This window comes from Thermoactinomyces sp. DSM 45892, from assembly GCF_900107305.1.
Classification (GTDB): domain Bacteria; phylum Bacillota; class Bacilli; order Thermoactinomycetales; family Thermoactinomycetaceae; genus Baia.
Map to the genome: position 1 here is coordinate 33121 of NZ_FNPL01000017.1, position 18358 is coordinate 51478.

18 protein-coding genes, 1 pseudogene and 1 other annotated feature (1 of these 20 cut by a window edge) are annotated in these 18358 nt (G+C 40.8%); of the genes and pseudogenes, 17 read left to right on the forward strand and 2 right to left on the reverse strand.

The features are described from left to right. Positions 1-43 precede the first annotated feature (43 nt). Complete coding sequence (locus BLU58_RS13470) at positions 44-1276, forward strand: glycoside hydrolase family 5 protein (protein WP_093292918.1); 1233 nt, start codon at positions 44-46, stop codon at positions 1274-1276. A gap of 67 nt (positions 1277-1343) precedes the next feature. Here the strand turns inward: BLU58_RS13470 and BLU58_RS13475 are convergent, their stop codons facing one another. Beyond that, entirely contained in the window at positions 1344-2885 is a 1542-nt protein-coding gene (locus BLU58_RS13475; protein WP_093292919.1) for a recombinase family protein, read from the reverse strand. A 76-nt stretch (positions 2886-2961) separates the two neighbouring features. Here BLU58_RS13475 and BLU58_RS16540 point away from each other — a divergent pair, with 76 nt between their 5' ends. From BLU58_RS16540 to aroA, 4 genes and pseudogenes are all read left to right on the forward strand, one after another. Then, positions 2962-3135, forward strand: a complete 174-nt coding sequence (locus BLU58_RS16540; protein ID WP_176786684.1) for a hypothetical protein — start codon at positions 2962-2964, stop codon at positions 3133-3135. 82 nt (positions 3136-3217) lie between these two features. Then, positions 3218-3511 (forward strand): annotated as a pseudogene (locus BLU58_RS13480) (sigma-70 family RNA polymerase sigma factor); the annotation flags it as partial. A 216-nt stretch (positions 3512-3727) separates the two neighbouring features. Next, positions 3728-4444 carry a thioesterase II family protein gene (locus BLU58_RS13485; protein ID WP_093292923.1) on the forward strand — a complete coding sequence of 239 codons (717 nt, stop codon included), beginning with the start codon at positions 3728-3730 and terminating at the stop codon, positions 4442-4444. A gap of 425 nt (positions 4445-4869) precedes the next feature. Further along, positions 4870-6240, forward strand: coding sequence for a 3-phosphoshikimate 1-carboxyvinyltransferase (aroA, locus tag BLU58_RS13490; protein ID WP_093292925.1), 1371 nt, complete (start codon positions 4870-4872; stop codon positions 6238-6240). Between the two features lie 41 nt (positions 6241-6281). Here aroA and BLU58_RS17190 read toward each other — a convergent pair whose 3' ends face one another. Further along, positions 6282-8972, reverse strand: a complete 2691-nt coding sequence (locus BLU58_RS17190; RefSeq protein WP_093292927.1) for a S8 family serine peptidase — start codon at positions 8970-8972, stop codon at positions 6282-6284. Positions 8973-9231: 259 nt separating this feature from the next. Between BLU58_RS17190 and BLU58_RS13500 the strand changes: the two genes are divergently transcribed. From BLU58_RS13500 to rsfS, 12 genes are all read left to right on the forward strand, one after another. Further along, positions 9232-10620, forward strand: a complete 1389-nt coding sequence (locus BLU58_RS13500) for a hypothetical protein (protein ID WP_093292929.1) — start codon at positions 9232-9234, stop codon at positions 10618-10620. 201 nt (positions 10621-10821) lie between these two features. Next, entirely contained in the window at positions 10822-11463 is a 642-nt protein-coding gene (locus BLU58_RS13505) for a hypothetical protein (protein ID WP_093292931.1), read from the forward strand. A 39-nt stretch (positions 11464-11502) separates the two neighbouring features. Then, a complete protein-coding gene (locus tag BLU58_RS16545) occupies positions 11503-11649 on the forward strand; it encodes a hypothetical protein (RefSeq protein WP_176786685.1) in 147 nt (48 codons plus the stop codon). After that, the gene (locus BLU58_RS13510; RefSeq protein ID WP_093292933.1) at positions 11643-11840 is read left to right on the forward strand and encodes a hypothetical protein; all 198 of its coding nucleotides are present in this window, start codon (positions 11643-11645) and stop codon (positions 11838-11840) included. Before BLU58_RS16545 ends, BLU58_RS13510 begins: the two co-directional genes overlap by 7 nt. Positions 11841-12080: 240 nt before the next feature. Continuing rightward, complete coding sequence (locus BLU58_RS13515) at positions 12081-13187, forward strand: M24 family metallopeptidase (RefSeq protein WP_093292935.1); 1107 nt, start codon at positions 12081-12083, stop codon at positions 13185-13187. A gap of 150 nt (positions 13188-13337) precedes the next feature. Next, positions 13338-14057, forward strand: coding sequence for a GNAT family N-acetyltransferase (locus BLU58_RS13520; protein WP_093292937.1), 720 nt, complete (start codon positions 13338-13340; stop codon positions 14055-14057). 128 nt (positions 14058-14185) lie between these two features. Next, positions 14186-14692 carry a YqeG family HAD IIIA-type phosphatase gene (locus BLU58_RS13525; protein WP_093292939.1) on the forward strand — a complete coding sequence of 169 codons (507 nt, stop codon included), beginning with the start codon at positions 14186-14188 and terminating at the stop codon, positions 14690-14692. Positions 14693-14703: 11 nt separating this feature from the next. Then, positions 14704-15810 (forward strand): ribosome biogenesis GTPase YqeH, encoded by a 1107-nt coding sequence (yqeH, locus tag BLU58_RS13530; RefSeq protein WP_369813789.1) that lies wholly within the window; start codon positions 14704-14706, stop codon positions 15808-15810. Between the two features lie 18 nt (positions 15811-15828). Continuing rightward, positions 15829-16665: a shikimate dehydrogenase gene (gene aroE / locus BLU58_RS13535; RefSeq protein ID WP_093292941.1), complete on the forward strand. Its 837-nt coding sequence runs from the start codon at positions 15829-15831 to the stop codon at positions 16663-16665. Positions 16666-16679: 14 nt separating this feature from the next. Next, complete coding sequence (locus tag BLU58_RS13540) at positions 16680-17264, forward strand: nicotinate-nucleotide adenylyltransferase (protein WP_093292943.1); 585 nt, start codon at positions 16680-16682, stop codon at positions 17262-17264. Continuing rightward, positions 17254-17844 carry a bis(5'-nucleosyl)-tetraphosphatase (symmetrical) YqeK gene (gene yqeK, locus BLU58_RS13545; RefSeq protein WP_093292945.1) on the forward strand — a complete coding sequence of 197 codons (591 nt, stop codon included), beginning with the start codon at positions 17254-17256 and terminating at the stop codon, positions 17842-17844. The genes BLU58_RS13540 and yqeK overlap by 11 nt, the downstream gene beginning before the upstream one ends. Then, the gene (gene rsfS, locus BLU58_RS13550) at positions 17841-18185 is read left to right on the forward strand and encodes a ribosome silencing factor (RefSeq protein WP_093292947.1); all 345 of its coding nucleotides are present in this window, start codon (positions 17841-17843) and stop codon (positions 18183-18185) included. The genes yqeK and rsfS overlap by 4 nt, the downstream gene beginning before the upstream one ends. A gap of 68 nt (positions 18186-18253) precedes the next feature. After that, positions 18254-18358 (forward strand) — a binding site (T-box leader); it runs 122 nt beyond the window's last position.

The following is an 18358-nucleotide window of genomic DNA, read 5'->3' on the forward strand; positions in this document are numbered from 1 at the left end:
TCTATACTAGACGAGAAATGAATATCTAGAAAGAGGGTAAACCATGAAGAGAATAATACTTGTAATCACATTGATAGGAATCATGAGTTTAGGAATGCAAGGTATAGCAGTGAGGGCCGAGCCTGACAAAAATGTAGATTCCAAAATCAATTTTTGGAATCAGAAACGGACAGGCACTAATTTTATGAATAGCACTTCACTGCCTGAAAGTTACAAAGCAGCCAAAAAAGCAAACATTGAATATGTGCGCTTAGCTCCAGATAAATGGGCAAAAGATAGAGATTTCTTATTCGAGGATAAGCCAGATCGATCAGGAAAGGACTTTTTGATAGGAAATGCGGATAACTATCAAGGATTAGTAAAAGAAGATCTAGCAAAATTAAAGCAGGATTTAGATGTGGCACAATCACAGGGGATAAAAGTGGTTCTTGCCATGCTATCATTACCAGGAGATCGTTGGCGTCAATTTAATAACAACCAAAATGATGATCGAATCTGGGAAGAAGAAAAATATCAGGAACAAGCCGGTCAATTTTGGCAGGACTTAGCTTTAGAGTTAAAGGATCACCCTGCTGTTGTAGGATATAACATTATTAATGAACCCCATCCAGAAACATCTAAGAAAAACAAATTCAATGATTTTTGGACAGAGGATTATGAAAAATGGTATTCCAAGGTAAAAGGAACCACTGCTGATTTAAATCAATTTAATCAAAAAATAGTAAGCTCTATTCGTAAAGTAGATGATAACACACCTATTATTTTAGATTCCGGTTTATATGCAACTCCTTGGGCATTTAAATATCTTAAACCAGTTAACGATCATAAAACCCTGTATGCCTTTCACATGTACGAGCCATATGAATTAACAAGTCAGGGTGAAAATCAAGAGAAGAAATATAAGTACCCCGGAGTGGTAGAGGTGGGAGAAAATAAAAAACCGATCATGTGGAACAAAAATGAGTTAACCACTTTTTTACAGCCTATTCAAACATGGGCCCAGAGCAATCATATTCCTGCCAATCGAATTATGGCTGAGGAATTCGGGATTAATCGTACGATTCCGGGAGCCTCGCGATATATGCAAGATTTGATTTCCATCTTTAATCAACGTGGTTGGCACAAGTCTTTCTATGCATTTCGTGAAGATACTTGGACGGGCATGGATTATGAGTTAGGGACTGGGAAAATCAAATGGGATCAAGATGGAAAACCTATACGTCAAAATAACCCTATATGGGACGTACTAAAAAGAGATTTAGCGGATAGTAAGTAGAACGATTTCATGGAGCGTCCTAAGTAGGATTGCTCCTTTTTTCACTTTAGGGGATGTCCAGTGAACATTAGAGCTTAGGATACACAGTTAGTGTAAACTCATTATTCCATTGATGCTTTTCCTTAACATAAGTACAGTGATCCAAAATGCTTTTTAACAGGGCATTTTTTTGTTTGGCATCTTGTAGTAGGGGATAGATATCTAGAGCGTGTTCAACTTTCGGGATGATATCAATTTGTGCTTTTGTACGATTTTGTTCTTCTTCTAGCTCGATGAGTGTTTTTTCTAATGTTTGGTGTATTTCACTAATCCGGCTGGCGATGTGCTTAGAGCGATTTATATAGGTTTCTTCATCGTAGATTCCCCGTTCTAGCAGGTCATGTAGCTTACCCTTTTGGCTTTCAAGGTTTCGTATTTCCTGTTTCAGGTTACATAGAGCCGCTTCTTTGAGCTCGATATGGTAAGAAGAGCTCTCAGGGCAGTCCTTTTTGCCCCATGTGAAACGGTATTGATCCAGCCAAGTATGTAATACTTCGATTAAATGTTCTTCTACGTACATAAATCGAGAGCTTTTATTTTTGCATTGCTTTTTATAACACATGAGGTGAGGAAGTTGATTGGTATAAGGTCTTAAGACCATAGAGGAGCCGCATTTTGCGCATTTAATTAATCCAGCTAATGGGTTAGAGATTCCATTTTCGAGTTGGTAAGGAACATGGTATTGCTTTTTTAAGATTTGTTGAGCCTTTTGATATACTTCCATAGGGATCAATGGTTCATGTTTTCCTTGTACGTCAATCCATTCGCTTTGAGCACGTGTCTTGACTTCACGGCGCTTGAGAGGATCAGATGTTTTTTTATGTTCTTTTTTCTTCCATTGGATTCGTCCGGCATATACAGCATTTTTGATGATATTTAGTACACTAGAGCTATTCCAAGGGTTTCCAAGATAGGTTTTATAGCCAAGCGCATTTAGCTCATTAGAAATCTTATTAGATCCAAGTCTTTTATTCGGATCTTCATGTGTATACCAGTTGAAAATCATTTTTACCACGGGTGCTTGTTCTGGATTTGGAACCAGATAACGGCTTTTATTGTCATCTCGAATCTCATATCCATAGGGGGGGCGAGTGCCGATATAATTACCTTCCTCTACAGAGCGGACTCTCCCACCTTGTAGGCGTCGATTAATGATCTTCAACTCTTTTCGAGCCATGAAGGCCTCAAACTCACTATATTCCTCATCCCATTCATCTCGAAGATCATACGTTTTACGAGGAGTAATAATTTTCGTGTTAGCTTTTTGGAATGTCTCTAGAATAAGTCCTTGTTCCCGCATGTTTCCGCGCCCTAATCGGTCTACATCCATAACCAGTACGGCATGATAGAGACCGTCTTCAATTTCTTTTAGAAGTTCCATCATTTCCGGACGGTGGATTAGGCTTTCCCCCGATACAATCTCTTGTCTAATCTTTACGATATTTAGGTTTTGATTTTTGGCTACCTGAAGCAGTGCCTTCTTATGTTTAGCTAGGGTTTCACCTTCACCGCGGGTTTCTGCTTCCAGATCCGCACGTGATTTTCGTAGATAAATCGCTACTCTATCCATAAAAAATCCTCCTATGTGTATAAATATATGTCAAGACTTCTTGTCTTCTGCATACAGTTTATCGAGGTGATGTACGTTGCAAGAAGATGAGCAAGCTGATGTAACATATAAAATAGGAAAAACAACGATTCATCTAGTTCCTCCTAGAATCACAGAAGAAGAAAGAAATATCAGAATAGAGGAGCTAAAGCGATTGATTTTAAGTCTATGGTTATCTATTGATCATGAAATACCTATAAAAGAACAATAGTTATATAGTAGGGGGATAAGTCTATATCTATTTTGTCATGAACGCAATGAATGGAGTTGAACACAGATAACCCCCTAGTGTAAATGAAATAACTCTAATCGATATCCTTGGAACAGAGCGGGATGAAGTAGCTGAGCATGTGCAACTCAAAATTGAAAAGACACAGATCTATAGCCACATCCATATCCTCGATGAACGTGAGCAAGAGGTGATTCGTTGGCGTTTCGGTTTGTTGAATGAAGATGAGAAAACGCAACGTGAGATTGCTAAGGAGTTAGGAATTTCACGATCGTATGTATCGAGGATTGAGAAACGGGCATTGATCAAGTTATTTCACGAGTTTTATCGGAATGTACCGAAAAAAGATCGGATATAGGGAGTATAAGAGAACTCGATTTCCTTGTTTTGGAAATGGAGTTCTCTTTGTAGGTGATGGCTTTATTCATTGATGTTGTTACTTCTTCATTACATGGGCTGAATTCCCGGTTATTTTATCTTGAGCAGGTTCTATAAATTGACACCATTTATAACTCTAAATTGTAATTACATATGTTATCGTGTACCTTATTTCACACAAGAAGAGGTTTCGTTTATGAGCAAAATAAAATTATTGTGTTTTCCATATGCTGGAGGGTCAGCAAGGGTATTTTTTGATTGGAAGAATGATCTGAAAGCAGATATTGAACTAATCCCAGTTGAGTTACCTGGTAGAGGAAGGCGTTTTGGAGAGTCGTTCATTTCGGATTTTAGTCTGTTAGTTGAGGATATCTATCAAAATATCAAACATGAGATTCATAGTGGTCCGTATTGTTTTTTTGGCCATAGTATGGGGGCGCTGGTTGCATTTGAAGTGATGAGGAGATTAAAATCAGAAAATCAACCTATGCCCGTTTGCTGTCTGATTTCTGGGAAGAATCCTCCACATGTTCCAGTACGAAATCAAATTCATACACTGGGTGACGAAGCGTTTTTAGACAAGATCTTCGGTTATGGTGGAACACCTGCTGAGATGTTGGATAACGAAGAACTAGCTAGTATTTTTCTTCCTATCATTCGGTCTGATTTTCAAGCGATTGAGCTTTATAAGCCCCCTACTGATCGGGAGCAAATAGATTGTCCATTTGTTGTATTTTATGGTACGGAAGACCCGTATGTATCAACAGATCTAGTGAAGGAATGGGGCTTATACACGTCTAGTAGCTGTGAATTATATGCATACAGTGGTGGACATTTCTTCATCCAGGAGCAGAGAGATCAAGTTATTCAGCAAATTAACTTGATTCTGGATGGGATAAAGAGCCATCTATAAATGTGGATTAGTCTTGTGGTAGATTGAAACAAAAGGGGAAATGTTTGTGGGTTGATTTTCATACCCCAAACGTTTCCCCTTTGTTTCTACATATCTGCGTCTTCTTGTGTAAATCCTGTATCCTGTGGCTTACGGCTGTCTTCAAATAATTATATTGTTGCCCATTAGTGTCAGCAAAAGCCTCTTACTCCACATTGTCCCAGTGCTGGATTTTCTGGAGCGAATTTAGTGCTAGACTCTTTAGACCAAACATCCAATAAAATACGCTGCATGATAAAATAAGGGGGGCTATTTGTTTTCATGTGAGAGATCTCCTCGTAAACTGAAATTTAGCTAATTTCGGTTTGGGTAACTTTTTACCCCCAATATTACTATAAAATTATATATGATATAAGAATAAGATTCTTATGGGGGTACTGATTGATATGGAGGATTTTAAACCAGATTTACATGCAAGATCTGAATGGGCGACGTTACACGATGTAGAAGTAGCTGAGGTATCACCAGCTAATCATCCGGTTAATGGCCGAATTCGTGTTCCAGGTAGCAAGAGTTGGACCAATCGAGCATTGATTATCGCGGCAATGGCGGAAGGGACATCTAGGCTATCTGGAGTGCTCAAGAGTGACGATACATACTGGTGTATACATACTTTACGACAGCTTGGCGTTCTGGTTGAAATAGATGGGGATGAAGTGATCATAGAAGGGGTAGGCGGAGATTGGCTTAATAAGGATGAAACCCTTTATATAGGTTCGGCTGGAACGACAGCGCGATTTCTTCCCGGCCTCTTAGCAGCATCTCAGGGTGGACATTGGACGATGGAGGGAAGTACTAGTATGAGTAAGCGCCCGATGGCCACTCTTATTACTGCCCTTCAGGAACTGGGTGCACAAATCAAATACTCGGGTGAGGAGGGTTTTTTACCGATTCAGATTGAAGGAAAGGGTATTCACGGGGGTGTTGTGCATATCTCTGGTAAAACATCGAGTCAGTTTATCAGTGGATTACTAATCGCGAGTAGTTATGCGAAGGAGCCCGTGACGATCCATGTAGTGGATCATATCGTCCAACATGCCTATGTGAAAATCACATTGGATCTGATGGAACAGTTCGGTGCTCATGTCGAGTATGATGACTCATTAACCACTATTAAGGTGTATCCCAAAGCTTACAAGAGTCGAGATATCCAATTAGAAGCTGATGCGTCAACTGTGAACTACTTTTTTGCCTTAGCAGCACTCACTAATGGAAAGGTTCGTGTGGACAACCTATCTTATGATACATTGCAACCCGATATTCAATTTGTGGATGTGTTGGAAAGAATGGGGTGTACAGTGGTTAAAGGAGATGGCTTCCTTGAATTACGAGGTACGGCTCAACTAAAAGGGAATTTTGACATTTCGATGAGAGAGATGTCTGATCAGACATTAACTCTTGCGGCCATTGCACCTTTTGCAGATGGGCCTATCTCCATTCATGAAGTAGCACATATCAGGAAGCATGAATCGGATCGGATTGGTGTTATGGCAGAGTGTCTAACCAAGATGGGGATACGGGTAGGGGAACGTGAAGATGGTTTAACCGTTTACCCCGGTAACCCTCTACCAGCTGAATGTAACTCATATGATGATCACCGTGTGGCTATGTCCTTAGCTTTAATGGGTGCGAAGGTTCCAGGAGTGAGAATTCTTGATCCCGGATGTATATCGAAAACATGTCCGACATTTTTTGAGGAGATTGAAAAGTTAGGATTACTGGTTTGTTTGGAGGAAAAGAGTAAAAAAACCCACTGATCTGTGTCAGGATCAGTGGGTTTTTCAAAGTTTGAAATGACTTACTTTGTAAGGCTTACTTTCGTTTTGCTTTGGTTTCCAGCATCGTCTGTGGCAAGAATGGTCATGCTTGTTTTGCCTGACTCAAGCCATTCCGGTTTGATCTCGATCTCCATCTTCTCTTCATCAAGAGGAATGCGCACTCGGTCGCTCGTTCCTTCAAGGATGTACTCTACTTTTACAAGATCATCTTGGGCTATGCCAAATAACTTGAAAAGGTAGTTGTATTGCATTAAGAAGTCTTCGATCTTTAGGTCAATTTTTTTGGCTTCTTCATTGAGATTTGCTGTGATGACAGGTGCTGTCTTGTCTACTAATACAAGAGCAGCAGTAGAGCTTTCTACCTCATCATCAGATGCTACGGCTTGCATTTCATAAATTCCTTCTGGAACTGCTTTTTTATCCACGGTGTTTCCAGTCCACTTCATACCATGCCATCCAGACCCAATGTTTTCACCTTGATGAATCAAGCTTACTTTACTTTCATCATCCAGATTTCGTAGGTAGAAGTTTAGATGTTTGGCAACGGTCGGAATATAGTAGGAGAGGGTAGTAGACTCTTCTTTCCCATCTTCATTTGGTGAGAAGATAAGGTCACTTACACCTAGGTAGTTTACACGGTTGTAGCTGGCGGGATCGATGCTAAAAGTAAAAGGAACTTTTATCTCCTCTTTCCCTCCTGTTAAGTAGAGGTAGCCTGAGTAGACATCACGAGGAAGGGAACTATCTACTGTGATTTTTACAGTAAAATCTTCCTGGCTATTTGCACTCACTACTACTTGATTTGGAGCTTGAACTTGAATTCCTGTGTTTGTAGCCATTTCAACACGGCTCGTATAGGTTTGATTGGCTCCGGTTGTATTCTTAACGGTAAGTTTCTTCTCAAGCGTGACCTCTCCACTATTTGGTTTTACAAGACCAAATGTGAAGTTATTCGGTGTGACGAGCGTAGTTGCCTGAATTGCTTTCGGGATATCAATGCGACCTGAGCCTTGTGTCATCACATCATAGCGTTTTCCGGTTATGTCTGTTAAGGTCTTTGCTGTATTGGAAAGAGATGCTTTTACATCTTCAGGTGTCCAGTCAGGATGCATTTGGCGGAGTAAAGCCGCTGCTCCAGCTACTTGTGGGGCTGCCATGCTTGTCCCATCATATTCTGCATACTTTTCTTCTCCTGGTACAGTACTTTTAATAGCCACACCGGGAGCTACCACATCTGGTTTCACTGCCCATGTTTCATGAACAGGCCCACGTGAACTAAATTCGGCCATAAACTCGTAAGGCGTGTACTCTTTTAGAGACGCAATGGTTTTCCCAGCTTTCAGTGACGTTTTTAACTTGATTGCATCTTTTGCTGGTAATTGTACGGCAGGAATTTTATTTTCTAAGCTAGCCTCGATATCTTGTAATGCATCTTGCTCCTGCCCCTTCATGTATAGTAGAACCCCGGTTGCTCCGGCTTTATGAGCATTAGATACATAGATGTCTTGCTTCGCTGCTCCTTGTTGGATAAGTACATACTTTCCTTTTACATTTACTTTTTTGTAATCAAGGGGGGAGCCAAATCCAACATCGACTATTTCAAACTGAGAGTTGTAAGGAAATTTCATCTTGGTGAGTTGAGCGCCATCAAAGGAGGTCTCTGTTCCAACTACATCGAATTTTGGATACTCTTTTTCCAGAGTGGAAGCACCTACGGAGATCACCTTATCAGCTGTGGCAGGAACCCCCACTGACCATGCATCACTGCCAGAGTTTCCGTTTGCAACTGCTACAGAAACCCCGATTTTCGCTGCATGATTTAGAGCTGATACGAGAGGATCGTCAGGATAGTTCGCATTTGCGCCGAGTGAGAGGTTCATCACATCTGCACCATCCCTGACTGCCATTTCAATCCCCGTTAAGATATCACTTGTCGTTCCACCTTGTTTTCCTAATACACGATAAGCTAGGAGGGATGCTTCGGGTGCTACTCCTTTGATCTCGCCATTTGCGGCAATAATACCTGCTACATGAGTACCATGACCTTGCTCGTCCTGCGGATCATTATCCCGATCCACGACATCATATCCTCCGATGTAATTATTCTTTAAATCGGGGTGTTGGGAATCAATTCCCGTGTCAATAACGGCTACTTTGATTCCTCTGCCATCAACAGGAAGGCCTTGCGGATCTTTTAGTTTCCAAACTTCGGGTGCGCCTACTGTGGAGCTACCAGTGCCTAAAGCTTTATACTTTAACGCAGGATAGACTGCTTTTACCTCAGGCATTGCTGCTAATTTATGGATTTGGTTCGCAGGCACGGAAACAGCAAAACCAGAAAAGACGGTATCGAATCTCTGTTTCACTTTTACCTTTGAGTTTACCTTTTTGACCTTCTTCTCAGTTTGATTGAGGGATTCTTTCATCTGCATTTGATAATCTTTAGCAGGAGAAGATTTCAGTTGCTTATGGTTTTTAATCACTTCTCCAACTGGTTGTTGATTCAACTGAACGATGACATCAACGGGCTTACTAGATTTCGTATCGATATATTTCGACACTTTGTTCTTTGCTAATTTGGCAATCTTTTCTTCCATTTGCTTAGACAACTTTTTTGATGTAGCTGCCTCTGCACTGGGAGAGAGCCATCCTAGGCTAGAAACAGAGACGGCAAGCAAGGTACTGAGCACAATAGTTCCTGTTTTTCTCAAAAGACTTCCTCCTCTAAATGCGTGAACTTAATTTAATACATGTAAATTGTAACATAATGAATTGTATATTTATATAAAATTTTCTATTTTATATGATTTTTTAGTTTTAATAGGAAATTAAAGTGATTGTTTCCTAGCATAGGTACTATTCGACAAAGATTGATAAAACCATTTTAATTGATTTTATCTGCTTAATGATTTTATGGTAGTATGATTCTTTAGGTATTTATTATAATTCCATCGTTAACGGAGAATGTATATGAAGGCAATAGTGGAACGACAGATTACGAAGATGATGATACCATTTGCCTATAACGCTTCTTATCGAGAATTAACAAAAGATTTGGAGGAAGAAGTGGGTAGGGAGACGGATAAGAAGATATGGAGAGTAAAAAATATCTCAGGCAAGCGTTTGTTTCATCACATTGATCGATTGATACAGTCGGATCCCAACGGGAATCAATCGATTGGATCCCGTTTTGTGTTAACACAGGACGGATGCATCCAATATGATCTTCCGAATAAAAATCAGATCATTTCTTTTGGACATAAGGATTATGAATATGAACTTTACCTATGTGAAATAAGTTTAATTTTGTTTGAGACACAGATTGGGTTTCTAACTTTTTCGATCGCATATCCTAAGGGTCAAGATTTATCTGACCTCATTCAAAATAACTATTATGTAAAGCAATTTCTCCAAAGCTCTGAACGGGTTGTACGAAAGTTACAAAAGCATAATCGTTACCCAGTCCAATGTAGTTTAGGTAGATGTATGCATAAGATTTTTAAGCAAGTACAGGTGGCAACTTTATTTGAATCCAGATACGGATCTACGAAAAATGTTCTCGTCTACAATGCGGTTACTTTAGAAGAAATGGACCAGCCTTCGGATCATCGTGAGTTTATGAAAAGCTTATATTTGCTGAGTAGAACTTATCATGAGATACATAATCCTCCACGAATCGAGTTACATGAAGATGAGGAGACGATGAGGATTTTTCAGAATAGCTACTGGCGCGTATCAGTAGAGGGAATTGCTCATGTGTGTCACTTAACGAACAATAAGGATTCAAATGAATTTCTATTAGGAGAAAACCAGCAAAATTTAAAAAGTAATTACTTTTATATGTATGTCTTAACGTTACACCAATTTTACTCGCTACAATATTTTTCGATTCTAGCCTCTCATCTACCCCACCAATTGGATGGACAGGAGAAGCAGGCATTTGTTGAGGTGCGGGAGCTAAAGAAAAGAATGGTTTTCTTTACGCTAAGATGCTCCTTTAAACAAGTAAGTCGAATTACTCATATAGCTCGTCTGTATGAGATGGTTCGTCGTAGTTATCGGATCGAAGAACTAATGGACGAGCTTCATCTGGAACTAGATGCGATGACGACGATGTTAGAGATGGAAGAGAGCAAACGAAGGTTAAAATTAGAGCAAATGGTTCTGATTTTTAGCTTTTTCTACATCATGATTTCAACGATTGCCGATGGATGGGATATTGTGAAAAACACATTAGCCTTTCAAGTGATGGGTAACTATTGGATTGCTTGGATTGAGGTTGGATTATTACTTGGGGTGATGGTGGCAGGAGTCTGGTCTATTCTTTCCTATTATGTACGTGAAAAGAAGCGGAGATAGTAGCTTTCGATTTATCCTGCCCGAAGTTCTAAAATCCAGATACAAGTGATATAGATGGACTATATAAAAATTTGTGGATCGAAGAGGAACTGGAGAGTAAATGTAGAATAGGATAAAGGTTGTTATTCTATTATTTACTCATATACGAACAAGCTTTCTCAAATTCCTCGTACTACTGATCCTCTTATAAGGGGAGGATATATGGGTACGGTTTTTATTTTTCATGCACTTTCTTCCTCCGAACGATCAGAGTCTGTTGAAAAGGTGCTTCACAAATTTTTGGAGACATATCAGCTTGCATGCCCTGAAGATCAATTTATTTGGGGTCCTTCCACTTCTTCTGCAGTACACTCGCATGCTCTCCTTCAGTCAATCCCACACACCACAGATCAACCTGTTCACTTACTTGATCAAAAACAAGATGAATGGATTCATTCATTTTTAGAAGCAGATCGCTATCTGTTTGTAACAGATGAATATCATGTCGATCTCCAAGCGGGTTTTAATAAGCTTGGCTCGGCTATTCACGGCTTTTTTCAGGACGAACAACAAATTCAAAACTATTTTTCTAGTCGAGAAGTTGTTCATATTACAACGGGAGATCGTTATGACATAGATCCATTTCAAGAGCCGTACATGGAATCCAAAATGGATCAAGCGTTATGGTGTTTTTTGCAACTATTAGGGTTTACAAAATATGAAGTGATTACCATTTGGAATGCTGAGGAAGACGAAGCGTACATCAACTTGTATCAAGCGATTGAGCACGCTAAAACAGTTGCCCTTTCTTTCGCGTGGGAAGGTCGAGTTTTGGAGCGTAGGTTCGGATTTCAATGGTTGTAGGTATGTAGTTATGAAAAGGGTTTGAGGGGGTTTTTTGACTTGGGTTATGTGTTGGATGTTTCTCAGTGTATGGCTATACAGGATCTGCTGGAGATTCAGTCTGGGAAGATTTCGTTAGAAGAGTTTAAAGAGAAGTGGTCAGAGTATGTAGCGGATGATAGAAAGTCAGAGCATAGTTTATGGTAAAAAAGCTACTGGATCTCACGGATGATCCAGTAGCTTTTAATTTGTATTCTTTTTATGTGATTGATCTCTTAGCTCGTGTAAACATTTCTGACAAACTAATTGATTTGAACCGTTCATATACGTGCGGGCTTCGTACTTCGCGGTTGAGTGACCACATTGTTCGCACAAGTACATATGATTTTTCATCATGAATTCCTCTCTTTCTCCATAAATATGGTGTAATTCAAAGATGCTTGCCAAACAGGATTGATAGCCGGACGGGTAATATGATATACATCATTATATACCCTAGTATATACATAGTAAACAGGTGGATCATGGAAATAGGAGAATGGGTGTAATGAGCTGATATTGAAATAAAAAATTGTCAAAATGGAATCAATTTGCTCTAATGAAATGGTAAACATTTTAACGTGAAGGAATGAAAGCAGATGAATCTTCGAATAGGTAAACTTCAAAGCTGGTTACAAGAACAACACATTGATTTTGCTTTTATTAGTCATTCGCGAAATATCTACTATCTAACGGGCTTTGACTCAGAGCCTCATGAGAGACTACTCGGACTCGTCATTCCGGCGCTTCATGATCCTCTCTTAATTTGTCCAAAGTTAGATCAAGCTGCCGCTCAGAAATCCGGTTGGACGGGGGAAGTCCTTAGTTATGATGATACACAAGATCCTTGGTTCATTCTTCAAGATTCTTTGTCAGAGAAATCATTTACCCGGCCTGGTATGAAAGTGGCGATCGAGATGGATTCCATCTCCTACTCACGTGCTCTGCGAGTGCAATCTCTCGGGGAGGAGATTTCATTTACGGATGTTGAGAAACAAATGAATTTGATGCGCCAAGTAAAGGATGATCAAGAGCTACAAATTTTGAAAGAAGCGGCTAAATTGGCTGATCTGGGTGTAGAGATAGGGGTGAAGGCTCTTCAAGTAGGAATCACTGAAACAGAAGTGGTTGCTAAAATTGAGTATGAGTTAAAGAAACAAGGAATTCAGGGTATGTCATTCGATACCATGGTCCTATTTGGTGAAAAGTCAGCCCTGCCACACGGAACCCCTGGAGATCGGAAACTGGAAAAAGGAGATCTCGTTTTGTTTGACCTAGGAGTGGTGTGGCAAGGGTATTGCTCTGATATTACCCGTACTATCGCATTTGGCTCCATCACACCTGAACAAGAGCGAATTTATCAGACTGTTTTAGAGGCAGAATTAACCGCTATTAATCGAGTGAAAGCTGGCGTTCCACTAGGAGAGATCGATCGTGCTGCACGCGATGTTATTCGTCAGGCTGGATACGGCGATTATTTCCCACACCGCATTGGCCACGGACTCGGAATGAGCGTTCATGAATTTCCTTCTATTACGGAAACGAATCCCGATTTACTAGTAGAAGGCTTCGTGTTTACGATTGAGCCTGGAATTTACTTGCCCGATGTGGGAGGAGTACGGATCGAGGATGATGTAGTAGTCGGGGTAGATGGTCCTGTGATTTTAACAGGCTTCCCAAAAGAACTATTGATAGTAGAGGAGTAAGAAAGAGTAAGCAAATGTGCTTCTATTAGTCTCTTCATACAGATTCATAGAAGCACATTTTTTTATCTGTAAATTGTCCGAATAAACAGGGATTTAGCCTCTCGGTTGGCGAATTGTAAAAGGGATGGGTAAAGATGAAGGAGAGAAAATATGAAACATACAGAGATATCTTATGAAGCGTTGGTAGAAGATTTTGTCAGAGGCTGGTCTTATTGTCGATTTGTACCTAATTCCCGACTAGACAAGCTGGGGCCTATGAAACATATCATATTCGGATCGCCTGTTTGTAATCGAACGAATGAATTTTTTGTTACTCACTCCGATTTAGCTGAAGGACTACAAATGCTTCATTCGAGTAAGCTTTATGAGCCACATCGGTTGACGGTTTTTGAGCAAGGAGAGGGGTTTGATTTAGATGTATTTACAGAACAATATGGTTATACCTTTAAATATAAAGAGTACTTAATGACATTTGATTTATCTTCTATGAATGAACCGAAATCAGATTTAGTATGCCTCATCCGTGAACCTTCGGAAGTCATATTGGTCAATGATAGCTTCCAAAAGGAGATTGTGGACCCAGAGAGGATTGAGGATAAGCAGTTGTTTACTTATTATGTAGAAAAAAACCGGCCGGTTACACATGGACGTTTTTCCCTAATTGGAGATATAGCATGTCTGGATCAAGTGATTACATTGGAGGCGTATCGAGGAAAGGGGCTCGCAAAGGCACTATGTAAGACGATGTTGATGGATGCGAAAGACTTTGGGGCTGGGACCAGTGTTTTAGCAACTAGTTTGACAGGATATCCTCTCTATATTTCCCTAGGTTATCGCGAGGTAGCAAATATGTATGTTTTCGAAAAATAAGTTGTTCTGTCAACCTAACGGGTAGGCTTTGCGTCACCTTTTACAGATGTGTTATAGTTATGCCAAAAAGACTTGTAGGGTCGGTTGATCTTACTTGTTTTTGCTACAGATTGGACGGGATGTGAAGTATGTTTCGTCAGTTGGTACCGTATTCTTATGTTCCTTCGATTTACCATATTAATGTGGAGGAATTAAGAGGGCACGGTGTAAAAGGGATGATTTTTGATTTAGATAATACGTTAGTGGAGTCAGACCGTCCGGATGCGACTCCAGAGTTATTAGTATGGTTAAAAGAAATAACAGGGCAAGGTATTCAAGTGATTATTGTGTCTAACAATAATCAGGTAAGAGTGCGAAAATTTGCTGAGCCGCTGGATATTCCGTTTATTCATGCTGCACGTAAGCCTTTTTCTAGGGCATTTGTTAAGGCATTATCACTTTTGAATACAAAGCGGCATGAAACGGTTGTGGTAGGTGATCAACTGTTAACGGATGTGTTAGGTGGAAATCGAATGGGACTAAAGACGATTTTAGTCGTCCCTGTGTCAAAGCGTGAAGGTTTCTTCACAAAAGTGAATCGCTTAGTTGAACGAGGCGCATTTCGCTGGATGAGGAAACGCGGTTATCTAGGTTAGGAGGAACTTCGTTGATCGAGACAGAACAGAATTATTGTGAAGGTTGTGGAGTGCGCATCCAGACGGAAGATGAAAACCGTCCTGGTTATGCGCCTTCTTCTGCGTTAAAAAGAGAACATATTGTTTGTAAGCGTTGCTACCGAATTCGCCACTATAACGATATTGCGCCAGTGGAGCAGGATCCAGATGTTTATTTACAAAAACTACAGGAGATCGCACATACGGATAGCTTAGTGGTATTGGTAGTAGATATCTTTGATTTAGCAGGTAGTTGGATTCAAGGGATTCATCGACATATTGGGAATAACCCGCTCCTACTTCTAGCAAATAAAATTGATCTGTTTCCCAAGTCTGTTAAGTGGGGGCGATTAAAAGATTGGGTGCGTGCAACTGCGAAAGAGTTAGGTGTAGATCCGATTGAAATTGCGCTAACCTCTGCTGCCAAAGGAGAATATTTCCGTCAAACGGTGGAAGCGATCGAACACCATCGAAAAGGAAGAGATGTTTACATTATTGGTGTGACCAATGTAGGAAAATCTACTTTTGTTAATCGGTTATTAAAAGAGTTTGGTGAAGAGGAAGAATATATTACAACTTCTCCGTATCCAGGTACGACACTAGACTCGATTTATATTCCACTTGAAGATGGAAAAGCGATTATCGATACTCCAGGAATCGTGCGGAAAGATCGAATGAGTGAATGGGTGACACCGAAAGAGTTACAGATCGTGATGCCTCAATCGGGAATTAAACCGAAGGTATTTCAATTAAATGAACAGCAGACGTTGTTTTTCGGTGGGCTAGTACGATTCGATTTCTTAGAAGGAGCAAAACAATCATTTGTTACCTACCTTTCGAATCGATTGTATATTCATCGGACTAAATTGGAAAAAGCAGATGAGATCCAAACAAAGCATCGTGGTAGCATCCTGAGCCCTCCAGAAGATCCGACTCAACTCCCTAAATGGCGGAAGCACCGGATTCAGCTAAACGGGAAGGAAAAACAGGACATCGTAATTGCAGGCTTAGGTTGGATTGCTTGCGGACAAGATAGGGCTGTGATTGATGTGTGGGCTCCGGAGGGCGTGCAGGTAGGGATACGGCCGGCGATTATATAGGGGAGGAGTGAAGAGAGATTGAAATTGGGATTGATTGGAGATCCAGTAAGTCACTCTCGTTCTCCACAGATGATGCGTGCGGCGTTTGCTGATATAGGCTTAACGGCTAGTTATGAGGCGATAGCGGTATCGAAAGAGTTGTTGCCTCAGAATTTGGGTCAAGGTCCAATTGGAGGATGGGATGGTTTTAATGTGACGATTCCACATAAAGTGGGAGTCATAGATTTATTGGATGATTTAGATGAATCTGCGTGGACGATTGGTGCGGTAAATACGGTAGTGGTGCGAGATCGAAAGCGAATTGGATATAATACGGATGGAGTGGGATATCTTCGTTCGTTGGAACAAGAGACGGGGATTACGGTGGGTGGTCAATCGGTTGTAATCCTGGGAGCAGGTGGAGCGGCACGGGCCGTGGCTACGATCTTGGCTAAAGAGGGTGCTACTGAAATCCAGATTTTGAATCGTACTTACTCGAAAGCGGAGGAGCTGGCTGGTCATCTAGGAAGATGGACTACAGCAAAAGCTTGTTCATTAGAAAATGGGAAGGAAGCTATCCGTCAAGCTAGCTTGTTAATCAATACCACATCGATCGGAATGTATCCAAACGTGGATCAATTACCTATTCCGGAAGAATGGATTATCCCACATGTGTTAGTAAGTGACCTAATCTACAACCCCAAAGAAACTCTCTTCATCCAAAAAGCACGGCAAAAGGGTTGTGAAGTCCATTATGGGCTGGGGATGCTCGTCCATCAAGCGGCATACGCACTCGAACTATGGACAGGCCAAAAAGCCCCTGTTGAAGTGATGCGAAGTGCATTAGAAGAGTCACTGAGTGTGCAAAATACATAAATGAGGTGGCATCGATGCGAATTGGTATCATGGGTGGAACCTTTGATCCGATACATCATGGTCATCTTTTAATCGCTGAACAAGCGAGAGAAGGAATGAACTTAGACCAGGTGTGGTTCGTCCCTGCAGGGGATCCACCGCATAAGAGACATAAAACCATTACCTCAGCCAAACACCGCCTACACATGGTGCAGTTAGCAACTGAAAACCATCCATGCTTTCAAGTGAAAGATATCGAAATCAAGAGATCAGGTCCTTCTTACACGCTCTTAACCATTCAGGAGTTTACGAAACAGTATCCGGATGCCCATTTTTTTCTGATAATGGGCGAGGATATGGTGAAAAATTTACCAGAGTGGTATAGAATAGAGAAAATACTACAATATGTGCAGATTATTGGACTACATCGACCAGGCACGAAGGCAGACGATATACCAAACTATATAGATAAGCACGTTTGTTGGATAGAAGATGTGGTTGAAATCAGATTGTCTTCTACTTTTGTTCAAAAACAAGTACGTTTGGGAAAATCCGTTCGTTACATGGTACCTGATCTAGTGGACCAATATATAAAGGAGCAAGGCTTGTATGGATCTTGATGTTTTATTGCAAGCTACCAAAAAGCAGTTAAAACCAGAACGCTTTGAACATACCTTGCGTGTAGTGGATACCGCAGTCGAATTGGCCAAGCGGTTTGGTGCGGATCCGTCTAAAGCAAGGATTGCCTCCATTCTCCACGACTATTGTAAGTTCTGGTCTCGTGAACAGTTGACGCAGTGGATCAAGCGATACCAATTGCCACTTGATTTGCTCCAATATCATAAGGAGATTTGGCATGCTCCTGTTGGTGCAGAAGTGGCTCGAGAAGTATTTGGCATAGTGGATGAAGATATTTTGCAAGCTATACGATCCCACACGGTTGGAAGGCCTGATATGTCTATTCTTGATAAAGTAGTGTATCTGGCTGATTACATTGAGCCGGGGAGAAAATTTCCTGGGGTAGATGGAGTACGTAGATTGGCCGAGATCGATTTAGATGTAGCAGTGCTACAAGCAATGGATAATACGATACTGTTTTTACAGTCACAAAAGCAACCGGTTTATCCACTGGCGATTGCCGCTCGTGATGAGTTAAAACGAATGTTGTCTGGAAAGAGACTAAGGGAGGAATCCGTTTGAATTTGTTGCATCTAGCACAACTAGCAGCCACAGTAGCTGAGGATAAAAAAGCTCATAGTGTTACCATATTGGACATTCGCGGCCTTTCCGTTTTTGCTGACTATTTTGTAGTCTGCCACGGTAACTCTCAAACTCAAGTTCAAGCAATTGTAACAGGCATAAAAGAAAAAATGAATGAAGAAGGGATTCCAATCCGTGGGGTCGAGGGTTTCCAAGATGCACGTTGGGTGCTTGTTGACCTTGGTGATGTAGTGGTTCATGTGTTTCACCGGGACGAGAGGGATTTCTACGATCTCGAACGCCTTTGGGGAGATGCTCCAAAAATCGATCTTGCTCAATAATGTGGTTGTAGAGAAGTAGATTGACAATTCGCGTAAACTTGCCTATAATGGCAGATAACTATTTATAGACAAAGGCTATGATAAAGAGTAGTAGTAAGATTGTTTGCGTTTCAGAGAATTGGCGGTTGGTGCAAGCCAAGATGCAAAACCTTATGAACTCACTTTATTGCTCT